Source organism: Halalkalicoccus paucihalophilus (assembly GCF_001593955.1).
In the GTDB taxonomy this organism is placed as follows: Archaea; Halobacteriota; Halobacteria; order Halobacteriales; family Halalkalicoccaceae; genus Halalkalicoccus; species Halalkalicoccus paucihalophilus.
In genome coordinates this window covers 382,980-400,636 of record NZ_LTAZ01000013.1, presented here as the reverse complement: position 1 = coordinate 400,636, position 17,657 = coordinate 382,980, and the positions used below count along the sequence as shown (strand labels likewise).

The following is a 17,657-nucleotide window of genomic DNA, read 5'->3' as shown; positions in this document are numbered from 1 at the left end:
GGATTCGGAGAGGGGAACTATAGCGAAGTGGCCGCTGACGAAACGGTTCTCAAGATACGTGAGAGCGCGACTGGTGAAATCGTTGAGCGCTTCGAGATCGGGTTCGAAGCGAGGGCAGTCTACACGGTGTTCGCTCTCGGATACGTCGATCCAACTACTACACCCGAAAACGCGGTCGAAAACGCCTCGTTTGCACTTGGGATTACTGAGAACGCGGTACCGGGTGAACGGTAAGCCGATGACACGTGTTATCTAGATTCTGAGAATCTGAATGGTTCTTTTGTAAACGATCAAAATGAACCGCTATCATTACAGTAGCAAGTGGAGATAGAGGAAATAATGGAGGCCGTTATCTGGTACGTGCTCACCGGAACCCGGGGGGCCGAACCGCGTGCGCCTCCTGCAGGCAATTGAGGAACGGCCACGCAATGCTAATCAGTTCGCCGAGGATCTCGACCTCAATTATACGACGATCCGCCATCACCTTGACGTACTGATGGACAACGGGATGGTTCAGAAAAGCGGTGGCGATTACGGCGCGGTGTACCTGACGACCGACCAGGTTGACCACCATTGGAAGACTGTCGAGACGATCATCGAACAGGTGGAATGAGTATGGATGAATTTGGGAACGTGTATATCCGAACACAGCAGAACGAGGGCGTGTAGATGAGTCCTTGGATAGCAGCCGTCGCTTCAATCATTGGCTTCCCTCCGCTCTCACCTTCCTTCATAGCGACAGCGGTGACGCCACTACAGGCCGACCCTGGTATCTGGCCAACGATCGCTCGGATCTCGGTTACACTGAACGCTGTCCTATTGCTTGCTCTCGGCGCTCTGTGGGCGCGTAACTACTGGCAGTTCCGCTCGAAACACACCCTGGGCTGTTCGTTTTCTCACTGCTGCTGCTTGCTGAGAACGTGTTGGCATTCTACTATTACCTGGCTGACCCGACGCTCGCAACATGGTTTGCGACCGCTGTACCAGCGGTCACATGGCGTGCGATGATGCTGCTCCATGTTTTTGAGATGATTGCGTTGGTCTTTCTGACGTGGGTCTCGTGGGACTGACCGACCGTTGTCTTTTGGACGACTCTTCGTTTTCGATTTGAGGAGAGATAGATTAGTGTTCCCAATACAGACGAGTGGATAGTCGTTGAGTGTGACATCCTCCCGCGCCTAAAGGCGCGGGCCTCCCACGCCCACCAACGGGCGGTTCGTTGGGATGTTTACGGTTGCCGGCCCGACGAACCGGGGGCGGTGCCACGCCGCCGTTACTCCTATCACGCTCGTGACTCGGAGTTATGTGGTTGTTTTCTGTCGGTCTGCGTCCCCGAAGGGCTTACGTTTTGATGAGGCAAACACCGAATCAACTGCCAATTTTCGGGGTGTCGAGACGCGACGGGAAACCGGCGCGTCGACAAACAGATATACGGACATGGGCACCTAACTCTATTGATTCTGATGTTTGGGCGGATGATGACGGCGATTCATCCACGTCGTAAACAGCATGATATTCTCGCCTGCAATTCATATAATCCGCTTAGATCCTGTTTGAATTCGTGAGGACCACGTAGAAGACGCCGAGTTTCGAAGCTACTGCAGCGGCTAACGGGAGGAGACCACCGGGGAGGATGAACGCGGCAATCGAAGCTAGTAAGCTACCATGCCCTAAAGGACGTGACGTTCCTATAGTCCTGCAGAGAGTGATCCGTCAGGTGATGCTTGACAGCCTTGCCTACCGACATTGATCCGGTCGATATCTCGATTAAGCCCGAGAATTCGTTCGGCATCAAGGGTCGCAATAGACAAGAAAATCAGATCCACGTTGACATCCTCCACACCGTCAACGACGTGGAATCTCGACTGCCGTTGGGAGAATAATCTCAGGGACGTAGCCGCGAATCGTTGGCACAAATACTTATACTCGTAGCACAGCTATCTATAGTCATGGCATCGTCCAACACAAAGACGATCGCACTCAGTAAACGCGCGTACGATCTGTTAGCCGCGAAAAAGCGCGAGGGAGAGTCGTTCAACGACGTTGTTGAGCGACTTGCAGGCGATCGCCCACTACTCGACATGGTCGGTACAGGGGACACTGACGACGAATACGAGCGCGCAGTCACTGACGCCCGCAAAAGCATTGACCGATCAACCGACCGCTACGCGAGCGAATTCGACGCAAACGAATCGGATCCAGCGGCGGATCGCTAGCCATGATCCTCGACACGAGTTTTCTGTTGGACATTCGACACGGGGATAACGGAGCGATCCGACTGGCGAGCCAGCTTGATTCGGACCACGTTTATCAGCGCGTGTCATCGATAACCATTGCAGAACTCTTTGCGGGCGTTCCGCGCTCGTCAAACCCAGATAGAGAACAGGAGAACATCATCAGCGTCGTTCTATCGAAGGAGGTCGTCCCGATTGATGAACGCATCGCACAGCGCGCTGGACGCCTACACGGCGAGCTCTATAACGATGGGACGCCAGTGGAGATGCACGACTGTCTTATTGGAGCAACGGCAATCGGCTTCGAGGAGCCTGTCGTGACGCGCAACGTCGATCACTTCGAGCGTTTTGATGACATTACTGTCCGCGAGTATTGATGTAAGTTACCCATGACTGAAGTCATGGGCTTTCCCCCTCGAGGGGTTTCCGCCCACACTCCGTCCGTCGTCACAGGCGGGTTGCACGCACAGCGTTCGGTTCGAGCGAACCGTTCCGTTCCCTCGAACGTACTCCCGGCGGGGGTTATCTCCGCCGAGGCCCTGGCCCATGGAGAGGCACTGTCATGCAGCTCGTTGCCGCGTGATAGGCTGGCTTACACCGCTTTAATTCTCGGTGGCCTCGAGCGCAACTGTTTCGCGGACGGTGAATCCGCCTCGGAGGGACAGCGGCATCGGCCCCAAGTTTCGGCACATCGCCGGGACGGTCTGTCCGGGGCACGCCTACGGGTGCCCGTACATTAGACCATATATGGCCCCAACGCACTACGACCGTCCGTATCGTGAGCGTATTTGAGAAGCCCAACGTCGATACCGACGCACCGCTCGGGATACTCGGGTTTCGTCGGCGGCTCACGGTCGAGGTCGACGCCAAAGGTAGCGTACCATTCGCCGGTCGGCTCCTTCTTGATCGTGACCTACTTGAGTGTCGCGTCGTCGGAAATCTCGCGGTGAAGCCGTATCGGTATGTCGCCGAGTTTCGAGAGACACAATAGCGTCTGACCGCCCTTCTTGTCGAGCTTGAAGCCGGATTGACTGTACGTGAAACTACGGAACTCCCGTGGCGGTTTCCACTTGAGCATCCTGACGTCCTACCCCTTTCGATTGAGCGCGGAGAGGCCTTTGAGATTGCCGAACAACCGTTCTACAAGGGTCTGAAGGACTTTCGAGTACATGTCGGTGAGGTCGTCCCACCACTTCTTGAGGTCGGGAAGCTCCGCGGCGTTCTCGGTAGCCTCCATAACTGTTGATACAGTGAGCCGCACTGGGTACGGATAGAGGGAAGAATATGCAAGCAGATTGTTTAGGTGACTGGAATTACAATTTACATTATATGACATCAGAAAAGCCGTTGAAATCACAAGACAATCTGGAGGGGGGTCTATCGAAAGATGACTTATTCCACATTCTTTCAAATTCCCGACGGAGAGATGCGCTCCACTATCTGAATGAACACGACGGACAGATTACGATGAGAGATATGGCGGAATGGATCGCTGCACGGGAACATAATACGTCAGTCTCACAACTCCGTTCTACAGAGCGCCAACCGGTCTACATCGCACTCTACCAATGCCATCTCCCACAACTTGACGACTATGGTATCATTGAGTACAACCAAGCTCGGGGAACAATTCGTCGAACCAACCTCGCAGACCGACTTAACCCCTATCTATATCTTGAACAGAGTAATCACACAGACGGAGAAATGAAAGAACGGGTAGTGACGTTCACAAAGCAACTACTCTCGTCCCCATCTGTCGCTTAATAGCCCCGTTTCCCGCTCACGATCTGACTGCCTGATATGCGAATCTGGAACGCTCTCACATAAAAGAGTCGGAGATGACGTTTCTATCGATATCCAAGATCCACCAGCTGTTCTTCCACATCGTACTCTTCATTCGTCGAGAAGTCACGGTCCGGCTGTCTATTTTTCGTATCCGTCCCAGTCATTTCCACCCATGGAACTTTCTTTAACTTTGGATGTGGGATGCTTTGGAAGTGTCCGTACTGGCCAAATTCACCGAATAATTCGCCATGATCTGCGGTGAGAGCAACGCTTCCATTAATGTTTTCAAGCAATTCTCCGACCGAGTCAAGAACAAGCCGAAGATTGTCGAGATACAACGGCCAAATATCGTCGATAGTGGCCTCTCCTGACCGACCGGCATCGTATGGCTTGTCTTCGAGGAATGTCATTTTCTCGTTATTTTTGACGAGATTGTGAATAAAGGGCCGATGGGGTTGAAAATAGTGGACGACAACCTTATCGAAGCCCTCGCGGCCGGCAACGATCGCTCGATCTGTAACATACGACGGCTCTTGAATAGTAGTCGAATGAGGCGCTAGATCGGAGATATCATCGAACTGTCGATTATGTTGACACGTTACTTCGAGATACGCCAGATCAGCATCGGATACCGTACTCCAGTTGGTGAAATCAAGCGGGCAAGGATGACTGGGTGGGCGAACGCCGTTAATCAACGTGTGTTCTGCATATGGGTTCGCTGAGATAAGAGCCGTCTCAGCGAGGACCTCGCGGTATTCATCTACGAACGTCTTGGCATACCATTCGCCCGATGTCGAGCCGACAGACCAGATAGACCCGATATCATCCAGAAACGAATATTCGGGCACTACCTCATGAAGCGCATCAGTCCGGCATGCGTCGAGCACTACCAGCACATCCCACGCTTTCTCGAAGACGTTTGTTCCAAGTGGATATCTCGACGTTAGTGAGAGGGAGAGACCATCATACGCATAAAACGCCGATGTAGCGATCTCTCCAAGGTCACGTGAGCGGACGCCAGCGAGAAGACCATGTGCCCATTCGTTCCGGTAGGTCATATGAGAGACCATAGAGGCTCTGTACAATGATAGCTATTGCGCCAGCAAAGCCGATTTATTCCGGAATTTGAGTGATTCTTCATGCTCAGGTTCTCTGGCAAATCCTCGTTGTAGAGGCCTGGTGTTGGTACTGAATCGTATAGTTATCAGCGAATTCCTGACCGTAGGCCGTACAAGATACGTACCTTGGATTTTTCACCTTCGCGGTGGCGCGGTACCTCCTTCTTCACCGAGCAAGCAGAGCGAGTGAGTAGGAAGAGAGGAGCGCGTGGCGAAGTCGTTCGAAAGACGCGAAGCGTCTTTCGTGATGTGGCCAGACGACGAAGACGCCTGGCTGCCTGCCGAGCTTCGTTCGGCAATGACGAGACGGCAAAACCGTCTTGAACCATCGGGCGAAATCGTGGCCACGGAGTGCTGTGCTGGCACACGTCCCGCACAGGACGGGCCGCAGTAGCCCGGCCCCGAATGGTGGGTTCGGAGACCCCCAAGGGTGTTCGGTAGGTGGGCGCAAACAACGCCCCGTCGCGCCAAGTGAGGACAAAAACCACATCAAAGCCCCACCCGCAACGAGCGAGCCCATCAGGGCGAGCGAAGGAGGGAGGGGTCAGTTACAGACTCGACGAACTACTGAGATAGTGTCAGAAGAGGCATGCGAGATACAGAGAACCCATGAAAATCCCGCACCTAAGGCCCTAGACCGTGAACGAATAGGGACTGGCTGAGACCGGAATACATCCAGTGAGACAAGCACGTTAGCAGAGAATCAGTACCACACAAAGCTAGTTTGCTGATTTCAGGTAATACCACTGCAGGTACTTTGTGAGGTACTGAACTGATTACACGCAAGAACTCAAGATGTTCGTCATGATGGTGTCAGGGGTACAACCGTCGACTCCCTGTTTCGGGAGAATACTGCTCTCTGTCGGGTCACTCTCGGGAGTAGTCATGGGCATCCTGGAACGAATCGCACTCTTGGCAGACAGCTCCTCGATCGAACTGAAGTCAAGCAGTTCCGAGAATTCACCAATCACATTGCCTACAAAGATCTTCTCTTGTCTGATACAGCCGTTCATTGAGACAACGAGCAAGATCTGGTACCCCTTCCGCAGTGAGAGTATCATATCCTGAATCGCCTTCTCGAAGTTTATGACCGGTCGTACAGCTCTTTCTCATTGGTTTAGCGATATGCCAACGACCATCCGGGTCTAACCGAGCCTCAGCCTGATCCATGGTATGTAGTACAATTCTGTACGGTACTATTTCAATATATTGAGGTTTTTCGTCGTTCCGATTACGTACAATGTAGATAGATTGACCCCAATAACCATGGATTCACGGGTGAACTTATGCTTGTGACTCATCGGTGTGTCTACTACAATGCCCATTGACGGCGGTAAGAACTCAATTACCATACTGCGTCTGAGAATATGGGGAAATACCTAGGCCATGAGTCACCGAGTACGCGAAATCGTTCCTAAAGAGGCACTCACTAGAGTAGTAGTTGCGGCCATTCCTACCAAGCGCGATACCCCGCTCACACAGTACCCACTCACGTCAATTTCAACTGATGGGAATAGGCATCTGTCATTCACTCCCACGTTGGAGGGCTAGCAGTAATGTACTCCTTGTTCGAAATCCGGCGAGCACTCGCAAATCCAGCCCGGATTGGCCTCGAGTGTAACCGCCTCTATTACCGTCGAGGCTATCAACGAGACTACAACCTTGACGGGGTGGATATTTTCGCCGAGGAGTGGGATACATTGATCATCCTTGATGCGTGTCGATACGATCTCTTCACAAAGCGCTCGACACTCCCAGGAGAGCCTGAAGTCCGCTACTCACGTGGATCAGGGACCGCCGAATTCCTTCGAGGAAACGTTGCTAATCGAGATCTTCGAGATACCGTATATGTGACGGCGAACCCACAGCTCTACCGCTATCGAGATGACTTCAAAGCACGGTTTCATGACGTAATCCATGTCTGGATGGAGGACGGCTGGGACGAGCACTATGGGACTGTGCTCCCGGAGACGACGACGCAGTACGCCCTGGACGCCGCTGAACGGTATCCGGACAAGCGACTACTCGTTCATTATCTCCAGCCCCATTATCCATTTATTGGTGCTGACACGGAATTCGACAAGGGCCATCTCGAAGCACCCGATAAGGGCGACAGTTTCTGGCTCCGCTTGACGAGCGGCGAGTTGGCTGTCGCGCCCGAAGTGGTGTGGGATGCCTACGCGAAGAACCTTGATTTCGTCCTCCCGTATGTCAAATCACTCTTAGAGGAATTTGAAGGCCGAACGGTCGTAACGTCCGACCACGGAAACCTGATCAACGAACGTGTGTTTCCGATACCGATGCGAGTGTGGGGGCATCCAAAGGGGATCCATGTTGAGCACCTCATCAAGGTGCCCTGGCTCGTGTCTGAGGCGGGAACTCGGAAAACGATTACTGCAGGAGATCCTGCTAGGGCAGAGCAAACCGTTGATGAGGAGGTGGTCACCGATCGATTGGAGAGTCTTGGGTACGTATGACGAGTAAGTCAGTATCGTGTTGATGTGAAGGATAACACGCTTCAGACGCGGGTTATCCTCCCTGGTTGAGAAAGGTGAGGTCGATCGTCGGTCAAACTACTATGCACTGACGGCCCGGGGCCAGCGTGAGCTTGGGGCTCGTCGAGAGTGGGAAGAGCAGTACGTCGCCCTCTCCGCTGGTGAATAGCCACTTACTCATCAAATTCGAGAATAAGCGATTCTCGTTCTTCGATATTCGCTATTCGATAAGCAATCCTTGTCCAACATCGGTGGCCACGGAAGGTAAGCGTTGCACAAGGCTAGCCAACCCTATATCTGCTGATAAAAACCTATTAATTAATATAGTTAAAGTTCTAAGAGTTAGTGCAGCCTGACTGGTTCCCGGCTGCACGCACACCCACCCCTACCCGTTCATGAGACCCTCTCCGACTCGGAGGGGTTTTCGACGCACAACCAACAGACGAATCGAATACAAACACATCTTGTCATGATTGGAACCGCAAGTCACCGCCGGAGTCGATGAGTGGTTCCGGCTCCGAATCGGGCTGTCACTGCTGATTACTCAAATTACCCGAAGGGGATCCCCCTCTCGCTCCCATAACAACTGATAATTTATAAATGGATATTGATAGGATACTGACCACAGTACTACTACTGTGCACCACAGTAGACGAAATCGGCAGACGGCATTCATCAAAGGCGTGCGGATCCCTCGGCGCTCGTTGCTCGCCCTCGGCGCGTCGGGCGCGGGGAAGAGTGTGACGTTGAAACACTTCGTCGATCAGCTCCAGAACGACCCGAACGAGCCGGTCGTCGTCTACGATCACAAAACCGATTATCAAGACTTCCTCAGCGATCGCGAAACACCCATGATCCGGCTCTCATCCGAGGGCCCAGCCGATGAGAACGGGGAGGCAATCGCGTAGAATATCTTCGTTCATTGAAAAGCCGACCGCGGTGCGGAGATCGCAGCCGAAGAGGACGCCGATGAACTTGCCCGTGGGCTGTTCCCGGACGAAGGAGGTGATTTTTGGACCGGCGCTGCTCGCCAACTGTTCGCAGCAACGCTGAAATACATCAGGCGCGACGTGACGGACCCGGATAATGCCGATCTCGTGCGCTACTGGCAACGCACAACGCCGGAGAAAATGCACGAGAAGCTCACTCGGGACGGCCATGAAGACCTCGCGGCTGCTGCGAGTGCGATCAACCCCAATACCGAACGCCAGGCTGGCTTGGTGTTCGCGACCGCTCAACAGCAGATCACGGACCTCTTTGTCGGGGACTTTGCCGAATCGGGCGAGTTCTCGATCCGCGAGTACATGCAGGATCCCGATGGGCGAGTCTTGGTACTCGACTATCCAACTCGACAGACGGGGACAATTGCCCCCGTGTTCCGCTATCTGATCGACCAGGCGATCATGCACGGGATGGACGATCCTGACCGATCTGCGTACTACCTGCTCGACGAGATCGAGCACCTGGACGCGACAATTAAGCGCCTCGGAGAGCTGATCAACATCGGCCGGAGCGTCAACTGCCAGGCGATTCTCTCGCTTCAGTCGATCGCCCAGCTCGAGGACACGTACGGGAAGGAGCGCGCCCACGCGCTGCTCAGTGGCATGGTTACGGTGATTGGCCTCCGGACGGCTGATGAGAAGAGTGTTGACTTTCTCCGCGAGGCCGTCGGGACGTCCTTCGAACAGTACACGCGGAATTTAGGCGACAGTCGTACACCCAGCGAGAGCGAGGAGAAAGAGGAGTATCACTTTGCGAAGGGCGATCTCCGGAATTTCGACGCAGGGGAGGCGGTGGTTTCTCGACAGGGCACGGGCTGGGTCCACGGCAGGATCAAGCTGCTCGAGGAATAGAGTAGAGTTCTATGAATAGATCAAATAGAGTCCAGATCCAACTCAACGGCGTACCAGTCGAGGGTAAGGAGGACAATCGCGCCCACGACTGCCGCGCCAGCGAACGCTACGACTACATTCGTTGAAAAGCCGACCGCGGTGTGGACCTCTTCCACCGGTGCTCGGAGTGCACCGACGACAAGAGCAATGAGAAAGGCCATGGTCGCCTGTCGGTTCCAATCCAGCGAACGGCGGATAATTCGTGAGATAGTAAACAGGCCGATCAAGCCACCCAACAGGAACGTTATGACAACTATCCCATAGTCAGCTAACTGTCCAGATGGCTCGCCTATGACGACTTGACCAACTCCATCCACGAACTGGCTAAGCGTCGTTGACATTCGAGTGTACTGGCCAAGGATAACCAGCAGAAGCGACCCGGAGATTCCAGGGAGAATCATTGCACTGACTGCAACGGCACCAGCAAAGAAGACGATAAGAAGACTCTCTCCTTCTAGAAACTCTACCGGGCCAGAGAGAAAGAACGCGACGACAAAGCCGAGAGCAGCAGCGGCCGCTTGGAACCCTGTTGTGATGGATAATTCACGGAGCAGGACGATAGCAGAGGCCGCGATAAGACCAAAAAAGAACCCAAAGAGAAGTGTCGGAGAATTCTCATTGGCAATATGTACAAGACGGGTAACGACAATGATGGCGGTTCCGACACCGGCCACGAGCGCTAGACCGAACCAACCGTCAATGTCTTCCCAAATGCCGAGCGCTTTGCGGATAGCAATTCCATCATCAAACGGAATTAGCGCACTGAGCAACTGCTGAATTCGTCCAAGCGTGATCGCCGAAATCATGGCGATAAGGCGGCCATAGATACCCAGAATGAGAGCAATGGTACCGCCGGAGACGCCCGGAACAGCATCGGCACTACCCATACAGAGTCCGATGACGAACGTACGGCCCCATTCACGCACTGATGGGACGGAGCCACGTAGCGTTGACACCGTCTCAGACACAGTCATTAGTAGTACATGCTACCGGTGACATTGTCAAATACTTTGTCGAGTTCTATGGTACGACACGGCCTTTTCGATTTAGATCATAGAATTTATACAGAGAGGTTGCACGGCGGGATCTCGGTCGACGACCTCCAACGATGACCGGCTTCTCGTTTTTCATCTCACCTTGTGCAACACAGCCCCTTATGATAAAGGCATTGTTGCACAAGGTCGGGGATCCTCCTTCCGTGCGTCATTGGTGTAAACTGTGAGTCGGTCAGCCGTGTTTTGGTGTTCCTGCCCCGTAGCAGCCTCTGAGCGGAGGGTTGCTGCGTAGTAGATCCGTCGGTTGAGACACTGCCCTTTGATGACGCCAGTTCAATCGCGGCTCTAGGTACCCAACTGCCGTTTTTAGGACCTACTACAACACCGAACTAAATATTCAGTATGGGTACGAAACTATTTGTCTATTCGTGCCCAAGGCCTCGCTAATGAGTGAGACAACCCCCCGTTGGCCGGATAAGATGGATGCAGCAGAGCGTGTCCGGCATGTTGCGTTGACACGGACGAACCCACAGAATGCGGGGTGGGTCGCTACCGAAGCAAACGTGTCACGCGATACTGCTGCCAAGTATCTCTCACGGATGCTCGATCAAGGTGATCTCAAAGCAGTTGAGACAACCGAGGGAACGTGCTACGCACCAGATCCCGTCACGCAGCTTCTGCGTGACGTTCGTGAGCTCGCTGAAGCACATACGCTCGGCGAGCTCACGCGAGAACTCAACGCGATCAGTGACGAGATCGACACCTGGAAGGACGACTACGAGGTTGAGTCGCTTGCAGATCTCCGCCACAGTATCGGTCGTGATGACTTAACTAGTGAGGACCGCCGAGAGCGACTCGAATGTATCGAAGAGTGGGAATATAACCGTGAATATCGAGAAGCGATTCAGCTCGCCATCAGTCTGAAGAGTTCTCTGGCGACACTAGGAACAGACACTTCCTTTGATGACTCATCTGCAACACTCCCGCAAGAAGGGTAGTTGTTGAATGGTCATCTTCCTTGCCGGCGGTCGCGGCTTCACTCGACGGGAGGGTCTCCGTCGACTCAAAGAACGAATCGAGAACGTGCCAGGAGCAACCAACGTCAGATACGAACCGTCTCGGCTTCGGCCTCGAACTGTCGTCACCGATATCGATATTGAGCTGTTTCTTGGTGAGCCACTGTCGCGATCAATGGGGAAATTGGAGGTTCTCTGGCGGCCTCGAGAGAGTACTGACATTCAGCGGGTCCATTGGGCTGACGATGTCGTGGATTTCGGGTGGCACAAAGACGATGACCATCCAGAGCTTGGAACAACCCACTTTCAGCGTACATTCGGGGATGAAACCGACTATGAAGCACGAAATATCGTAGTCGAAGCACCGCTGAGTTTCCTTGAACACTGCCTTGACCAACTCCCAGAGGAACTCCGAAACACAGACGAGTGCTAACCTGACTGTCCCATGACAGACCAGTGGTTAACTGACTAAGACCTTGTCAACGAGAAAAAACGCAGGGACCATCCCTTTCCCATGGAGTGCCTCTGACAATGGGTGATGGCACTGAAAAATACAGCAGTCACCCACTTGTATCTTTTGACTAATTGACATATATAAGTTAGCCATACGTCTGACGTGAAGATGACGCACGGCTGACGAGGACGAGTTCTGTATGTACACTTCAACTATTTTATTCATATAACTATTGTTAACTAGTATTATATAACATCTAAATAACAATAGCGCGTGTCTACAGAAGAGAGCGAGCCTGTCAGAGGCATGCGCATCGAGTAAATGACCGCATGGGCAATCGAGCCCCATTGCTGTAGCGCAGGTACAGAATATATTATCACACCTGCATGGTAATTATGCCTGACAGACAATGCTGGAATCAGGAGACGGGGTCACGACCCGTCTCAACCCCGCAGGTCACCTCATCAATAGCCTACTCGTCTGCGGTCACAGCCCCACTCGGCGTCTGATCGACAACGGGGACGGCGACGTACTGATTTTCCCATTCACGACGCGCGTCGATCTCCCGACGCCCGCGATCAGTCAGCACGTAGTAGTTCGCCCGCCGATCGATGTTCCCCTTCTCCATCAGTCCTTTCTCAATAAGACGATCAAAGTTCTGGTACAGGCGACTGTGAGCGACCTCCGTCTCGTAGTACTCCTCGAGCTCGGCTTTGACTGCGAGCCCGTTAGGGTCGTTCTTACCAGCAACGACGTACAGGAGGTTGCGCTGGAAACCGGTCCCAATCAAGTCTAACACTGGTACCGAAACTGGAAGCCTCAGGCTGGGCAGAGTGGAGTAAGTCGCTCAAAACGCATCGATCTCATAATGCCTGCATCCAGAAGAACAGTAACACTCCTAGCGTGTCATTCAGTGAGAAACACTGGTTAGATATGCAACAAGCGAACATGACAATCAATCTTTATCTACGTCGCATGTGACAACGAGTTGTAAGGGAAAATAGTCCCCTGAGGCCGATACACCATGAGCTACGAGATACCTGAACCGGAGAGCGACCGAGAATCGACTGAATCGACCGACCCAGAGGATATGATGACTGAGGGCATCAGCCATCTGCCTGGCTACGAGCTACTCCAAGAACAATTCTCCTCACCACCGTCCGACCAAGAGCCGTCAAAAGACCTGCTGTTCGACCTCCTTCGCAATCGCCGACGTCGGTATGTGTTGCAGTATCTTGAGACACACTCGGGAGTCGTGAGACTGAGTGATCTTGCAGACGCGCTCGCAGAGTGGGAGCTGGAGGATGAGGACGCCTATGTGACCCACAGAGACCGAAAGCGCGCGTACGTCTCGCTCTATCAGACGCACCTCCCGAAACTCGATGACGCAAATATCATCGACTACAATCAACCGAGAGGCATGATTGAACTCGGGCCAGACTATCAGTATGTGCAGGAGTATCTCCACCACTCACACGCGGGGACGTTGTTTTGGGATCGTCTCTATCTGAGTGGTGGGTTTGTAACCATCAGTGCTCTGGGACTTGCCCAATTCACTGCCTTTCCGTTCGTTGCTGTGCCTGATGTGGCGTGGTTCGTGCTGGTGCTGTTCGTATTTGGATCGATTGTCTGTGCTCACTCGATCGCTGCTCGGTCTGCCTAACTCCCAATTGAGCGAGATAGATTGCATCTGGAGGTGTTTGAGCTATTCAACTCTATATCCAAGAACTAGTGTCCAGATTTGATTTCTAATCAGAAGCAGATCGGCATATCGTACTATTCAGGTGGGGTACCTGTTTTCAGCGTCAGGGTAGATCGCCTGCCTGAACTCCCTGCGAGACGGATTTCGGCACTGCTTCATCCTCACTCGTCTCAAATCTCGATTTGAGCTTCAGATGAACATGTAGATGAGAGTTCGATTGAGACGATACGCGTTCGGTCGATTGTCGTTGCCCGGAGTTACTCTGTGAGGAGTCCATCGTTTCCGACGGTCTACCTAATTCAGCGAGAGAGTCCCGCCGTTTACCGCGGGCGTGAATTGCGTAAGAATCGTTCCACAACCGCCGGTTACTGCTGGTCTGGGGCAACGAACGCGAAGGACGCGACCTTCGAACGTACATCTGAAACACGTCGTACTCGGTCGAGTGGGGCGAATGTTCTCGTCTCGAATCCTCGTCGGGAGCGACCTGAAAGAGGAGTACGGCCTCGAGACGCGGAAACGCCTTCGGCTCGAAGTTCGGGGCGATCCGAACTGGAAAGAGTACGACAAGCAAGGACGGTTAGAACTGTACTACGACGAGACCGCACAGAAGTTCAGGGCCTTTCAACCAGTCACCGTAGACGATTCTCGACTGGCACAACCACTGGCTTCGGAAGAAGCCGCCTTGGACATCGGTGCGAACAACCTCGTCGCGTGTACAACCACGACCGGCCAGCAGTACCTCTACGAAGGCCGCGACCTGTTCGACCGCTTCCGCGAAACCACGCGCCGAATCGCCGAGCTTCAGTCGAAGCTTCGGGACGGTCGATACAGCAGCAAGCAGATACGCTCATTGTATCGACGACGGACGCGCCGACGCGATCACGCACAAGACGCCCTTTGTCGCGACCTGATCGAGCGGCTGTACAACAAGGGCGTTTCGACGGTGTACGTCGGCGACTTAACGGATGTTCTCGAAACATCGTGGTCGGTGCGGGCGAACGCAAAGACGCACAACTTCTGGGCGTTTCGCGCGTTCGTAAAGCGACTCGCGTGTACCGCAGAGGAGTACGGCATGACGGTCGAAGTTCGCTTGGAAGCGTGGACCTCGCAAGAGTGCCCGAACTGCGGTTCGACCGACCGGACGACGCGGCACCAAGACTCGCTCACGTGCGCCTGCGGCTTCGACGGTCACGCGGACTTAACAGCGAGCGAGACGTTCCTGAGACGGCACAGCGACGTAGTACGGCCGATGGCACGGCCTGTATGCCTCAAGTGGGACGACCATGAATGGTCAGAGTCACCGCGCTCAGTTCCCAACGAGGAGCATACAAACCCGCAAGTTGCCTCCGTGGGTCGGTAAGTGAGACCCCTAGCGTGAGGAAACCCCGGCGTGAACGCCGGGGAGGATGTCATCAGCGATATCTACGAATATGGTTTCAACTTAATCCCTATGTAGGGAATCGAGTTTCTTGTTATCTGTAGAGAAGGTTGATGACTGCTCATGTACTACTAGTGTAAATGGCGAGGCCGATCTTCGATGAAAGTACTGCCCGAAGTTTCGATACTAGTCGACGGACGGTCGGCGCGATACTTTCTACGATTCAGACTCACCTCCAGAAGGTTTTCATCGTCTTCACAATCGGGTTCCTCGGCATATTCTATGCGCTTCGAGCATTTGTCTGGGACTGGCTCCGGGCTATCACTGAGTCAAAGATGTCCGCACAAGTTGCAGGCCAACATGAGATCATCGTTACGACACCCTTCGAGGTGATTTTGCTCCAGGCGAAAATCGGAATCATCGGCGGGGTTCTCATTGCGGTCCCACCGCTTGTGTATCTCTCCCGGCACGAGCTTCGGGCACAAGGGTACTGGCCGCGTACTTCGATCTCGTACTGGAAATTCGTTGGAATAAGTCTCGTGTCAATCTTGCTGTTCCTCGGCGGGGTTGCATACGCCTATGGTTTCTTCTTTCCTCTTATCCTCGGCTTCCTCGCCGAATTCTCTTACAATGTTGGGATCGATCCGACCTGGTCGATCGTTATGTGGGCGGAATTTCTTGTCTTGCTTACTCTCTCTTTTGGGCTTGCTGCACAGCTCCCGTTAGTGATGATTGTACTCGCATATACTGAGATCGTTCCCTATGAGACGTTTCGGGACAAGTGGCGGCACGCTGTCCTTGGAATGTTTGTTTTCGGCGCGATATTTTCGCCGCCTGATCCAATCTCCCAGTTAATGTGGGCGCTGCCACTGACCGTTCTCTACGCCGTTAGTCTCGGGATCACGCGATTCATCGTTGCGCTCAAGCGTGGCGGTCAGCCGAACGTCGCAGAGACGTTCCGAAAGAACCTCAGTCGCCTGCTTGGAATCCCATTGTTGCTTGCCGCTGGAGCGTACGCTGTGCTTGCTACCAGCCTTGGCGAGAACATCGAGAAAACGCTGCTCACGTTCCGTACTATTGTTCTGCCTGAAACACTCCCGGTTCACGGATCATCGGAAATCTTCCGAGAAGTTGCCCCCGAATTTGGTATTCCGGTACTCTTGTTTCTCATCTCCTTTCTCATTCTGGCGATCTATCTGGTGATCGTCTCTGTCGAAGACATACCGTTACAGACGGGTCGGATGGGTGACCCCACGGCACTTGATCTCACGACGCTTGATGCCGCCGGAATTCGTGCTGCGCCCGATGCATCGTTTGAGACACTCTCGGAAGTGGCAGTGCTCTCGATTGCCCGTAAGGCGATAGATTCCGAGGACTACGAAACGGCCCAGTCTGTTCTTGATCGGTTTGATGCGATTGATAGAGACAACGCCAATGAGTCAAGTCGCAGTAACGATGTCGAGACAGCGACAGCTGATACGGACCAAAGCAATACGGAAGATATCGGTGGTATTCTAACTGGGTCAGCCTCCGGCATGTTTGCGTCCTTCTCCGAAGAGAAGGACGAGGACGACATTGGAGGATATATCTACGACATCAAGTATATCGTTGACAGCCTCCGCTCGCGACTGCTGTGGATCTTCCTCGTTTTCGGTGTCGTCCTCATGGGGGTGTTCACGTTTTTCTACATGGGCGGAGTCCGCATCATTACACAGGACTTCGTCTCGCGGATGCCAAGTGCGGTCGTCAGCATTGATGACATTCGGATCATTGATCTCCATCCCGTTGAAACATTGATGTTCATCATCAAGGTAAGCACGCTCGCGGGTGCGCTTGCCGTCCTCCCAATGGTACTCTACTACGCGTGGCCGGCAATGAAAGACCGCGGGCTAACCGACGGCCAGCAATCCGTGGTCTACGAGTGGACGCTCGCTATCGCGCTCGCGCTTGGGATCGGCACCCTCCTCGGGTACTACTACATTGCTCCCGGCCTGATCGGTCTTCTCGTCTACGACGCAGTCCAGGGCGGGATGCGCATCTCCTATCGGATCAGCAGCTTCTCGTGGCTGATCATCTATACGACCGTCGGCGTCGGTCTGCTCGCCTGTGTTCCGGTCACGATGTGGATGCTCTTTCGCGGCAAGATTGCTTCCTACAACACAATGAGACATCGCTGGCGTGAGGTAACGATCGCGGTACTCGTAATCGTTGGTATTATTACGCCTACGGGTACGCTGACGATGATTTTGGTTGCGGTCCCGATTATGCTCGCGTATGGAATCGGTCTCGCAGGCCTGTGGGTCGTTACTGTTGGCGGGCGTCTTGATTTCGGTAACAGAATAAGTCATTGACATCCCCGCACGTCATAAAGGGCGTGAACTGCCGCGGGGCTAAGCCCGAGGCACTCTCGCTGTGTTTCCTATAGAATCCACAGCACGGGGAATCCACGTCCTTTAGGGCGGGCGAGGATGTCAATGGATTTCAACAGTGCCACTACTTCCTCTCAGTCGTCGTCCGCGGGATTCATCGGAGCGCGTACTCCCCGGCGTGGAACTTCGAGAGCTCTACGTCCTCGTGACGGAATGACT

At 53.7% G+C, this 17,657-nt stretch carries 13 protein-coding genes and 5 pseudogenes; 14 read left to right on the top strand and 4 right to left on the bottom strand.

The genetic code is table 11. From position 1 onward, the window contains the following. Window positions 1-27: 27 nt before the first annotated feature. From HAPAU_RS22505 to HAPAU_RS17055, 5 genes and pseudogenes are all read left to right on the top strand, one after another. Window positions 28-234, top strand: a complete 207-nt coding sequence (locus HAPAU_RS22505; protein ID WP_169802681.1) for a hypothetical protein — start codon at window positions 28-30, stop codon at window positions 232-234. A 105-nt stretch (window positions 235-339) separates the two neighbouring features. Next, window positions 340-613, top strand: a pseudogene (locus HAPAU_RS17070) (winged helix-turn-helix domain-containing protein). A 158-nt stretch (window positions 614-771) separates the two neighbouring features. Then, window positions 772-1,070, top strand: a pseudogene (locus HAPAU_RS22500) (hypothetical protein). Window positions 1,071-1,949: 879 nt separating this feature from the next. Then, window positions 1,950-2,216 carry an antitoxin VapB family protein gene (locus HAPAU_RS17060; protein ID WP_066385146.1) on the top strand — a complete coding sequence of 89 codons (267 nt, stop codon included), beginning with the start codon at window positions 1,950-1,952 and terminating at the stop codon, window positions 2,214-2,216. Between the two features lie 2 nt (window positions 2,217-2,218). Then, window positions 2,219-2,611 (top strand): type II toxin-antitoxin system VapC family toxin, encoded by a 393-nt coding sequence (locus tag HAPAU_RS17055; RefSeq protein ID WP_066385144.1) that lies wholly within the window; start codon window positions 2,219-2,221, stop codon window positions 2,609-2,611. 389 nt (window positions 2,612-3,000) lie between these two features. On the opposite strand, the pseudogene HAPAU_RS17050 reads toward HAPAU_RS17055, so the two are convergent. Beyond that, window positions 3,001-3,450, bottom strand: a pseudogene (locus HAPAU_RS17050) (RNA-guided endonuclease InsQ/TnpB family protein); the annotation flags it as partial. Between the two features lie 68 nt (window positions 3,451-3,518). On the opposite strand from HAPAU_RS17050, the gene HAPAU_RS23320 reads away from it, so the two are divergent. Next, window positions 3,519-3,998: a DUF7344 domain-containing protein gene (locus HAPAU_RS23320; RefSeq protein WP_449267241.1), complete on the top strand. Its 480-nt coding sequence runs from the start codon at window positions 3,519-3,521 to the stop codon at window positions 3,996-3,998. Window positions 3,999-4,081: 83 nt separating this feature from the next. Here the strand turns inward: HAPAU_RS23320 and HAPAU_RS22495 are convergent, their stop codons facing one another. Continuing rightward, window positions 4,082-5,077: a hypothetical protein gene (locus HAPAU_RS22495; protein ID WP_157078529.1), complete on the bottom strand. Its 996-nt coding sequence runs from the start codon at window positions 5,075-5,077 to the stop codon at window positions 4,082-4,084. Window positions 5,078-6,693: 1,616 nt separating this feature from the next. On the opposite strand from HAPAU_RS22495, the gene HAPAU_RS17035 reads away from it, so the two are divergent. The 4 genes and pseudogenes from HAPAU_RS17035 to HAPAU_RS20345 all read left to right on the top strand — a co-directional run bounded on the left by HAPAU_RS17035 (window position 6,694) and on the right by HAPAU_RS20345 (window position 9,485). After that, window positions 6,694-7,614 carry a hypothetical protein gene (locus tag HAPAU_RS17035; protein WP_066385141.1) on the top strand — a complete coding sequence of 307 codons (921 nt, stop codon included), beginning with the start codon at window positions 6,694-6,696 and terminating at the stop codon, window positions 7,612-7,614. 61 nt (window positions 7,615-7,675) lie between these two features. Next, window positions 7,676-7,801: pseudogene (locus HAPAU_RS22490) on the top strand (PadR family transcriptional regulator); the annotation flags it as partial. Window positions 7,802-8,270: 469 nt separating this feature from the next. Further along, on the top strand, window positions 8,271-8,540 hold the full coding sequence (locus tag HAPAU_RS22485; RefSeq protein WP_245634202.1) for a helicase HerA domain-containing protein: 270 nt from the start codon (window positions 8,271-8,273) through the stop codon (window positions 8,538-8,540). 39 nt (window positions 8,541-8,579) lie between these two features. Continuing rightward, window positions 8,580-9,485, top strand: coding sequence for a type IV secretory system conjugative DNA transfer family protein (locus tag HAPAU_RS20345; RefSeq protein ID WP_281177902.1), 906 nt, complete (start codon window positions 8,580-8,582; stop codon window positions 9,483-9,485). A 20-nt stretch (window positions 9,486-9,505) separates the two neighbouring features. Here the strand turns inward: HAPAU_RS20345 and HAPAU_RS17020 are convergent, their stop codons facing one another. Continuing rightward, window positions 9,506-10,498 (bottom strand): DUF368 domain-containing protein, encoded by a 993-nt coding sequence (locus HAPAU_RS17020; RefSeq protein WP_066385139.1) that lies wholly within the window; start codon window positions 10,496-10,498, stop codon window positions 9,506-9,508. A 467-nt stretch (window positions 10,499-10,965) separates the two neighbouring features. Here HAPAU_RS17020 and HAPAU_RS17015 point away from each other — a divergent pair, with 467 nt between their 5' ends. Further along, window positions 10,966-11,517: a DUF7342 family protein gene (locus HAPAU_RS17015; protein ID WP_211263616.1), complete on the top strand. Its 552-nt coding sequence runs from the start codon at window positions 10,966-10,968 to the stop codon at window positions 11,515-11,517. Between the two features lie 944 nt (window positions 11,518-12,461). Here HAPAU_RS17015 and HAPAU_RS17005 read toward each other — a convergent pair. Then, on the bottom strand, window positions 12,462-12,788 hold the full coding sequence (locus HAPAU_RS17005; RefSeq protein ID WP_066385135.1) for a helix-turn-helix transcriptional regulator: 327 nt from the start codon (window positions 12,786-12,788) through the stop codon (window positions 12,462-12,464). A 225-nt stretch (window positions 12,789-13,013) separates the two neighbouring features. Here HAPAU_RS17005 and HAPAU_RS17000 point away from each other — a divergent pair, with 225 nt between their 5' ends. The 3 genes and pseudogenes from HAPAU_RS17000 to tatC all read left to right on the top strand — a co-directional run bounded on the left by HAPAU_RS17000 (window position 13,014) and on the right by tatC (window position 17,420). Beyond that, window positions 13,014-13,652 carry a DUF7344 domain-containing protein gene (locus tag HAPAU_RS17000; RefSeq protein ID WP_066385133.1) on the top strand — a complete coding sequence of 213 codons (639 nt, stop codon included), beginning with the start codon at window positions 13,014-13,016 and terminating at the stop codon, window positions 13,650-13,652. Between the two features lie 416 nt (window positions 13,653-14,068). After that, window positions 14,069-15,051, top strand: a pseudogene (locus HAPAU_RS16995) (RNA-guided endonuclease TnpB family protein); the annotation flags it as partial. Window positions 15,052-15,209: 158 nt separating this feature from the next. After that, window positions 15,210-17,420, top strand: coding sequence for a twin-arginine translocase subunit TatC (gene tatC / locus HAPAU_RS16990; protein ID WP_066385132.1), 2,211 nt, complete (start codon window positions 15,210-15,212; stop codon window positions 17,418-17,420). The last annotated feature ends 237 nt before the right edge of the window (window positions 17,421-17,657 follow it).

Coding starts and splice junctions, on each gene's coding strand:
- HAPAU_RS17060 (WP_066385146.1), top strand. CDS start 1,950: ATGGCATCGTCCAACACAAAGACGATCGCACTCAGTAAACGCGCGTAC.
- HAPAU_RS17055 (WP_066385144.1), top strand. CDS start 2,219: ATGATCCTCGACACGAGTTTTCTGTTGGACATTCGACACGGGGATAAC.
- HAPAU_RS23320 (WP_449267241.1), top strand. CDS start 3,519: ATGCAAGCAGATTGTTTAGGTGACTGGAATTACAATTTACATTATATG.
- HAPAU_RS22495 (WP_157078529.1), bottom strand. CDS start 5,077: ATGACCTACCGGAACGAATGGGCACATGGTCTTCTCGCTGGCGTCCGC.
- HAPAU_RS17035 (WP_066385141.1), top strand. CDS start 6,694: ATGTACTCCTTGTTCGAAATCCGGCGAGCACTCGCAAATCCAGCCCGG.
- HAPAU_RS17020 (WP_066385139.1), bottom strand. CDS start 10,498: ATGACTGTGTCTGAGACGGTGTCAACGCTACGTGGCTCCGTCCCATCA.
- HAPAU_RS17015 (WP_211263616.1), top strand. CDS start 10,966: ATGAGTGAGACAACCCCCCGTTGGCCGGATAAGATGGATGCAGCAGAG.
- HAPAU_RS17000 (WP_066385133.1), top strand. CDS start 13,014: ATGAGCTACGAGATACCTGAACCGGAGAGCGACCGAGAATCGACTGAA.
- tatC (WP_066385132.1), top strand. CDS start 15,210: ATGGCGAGGCCGATCTTCGATGAAAGTACTGCCCGAAGTTTCGATACT.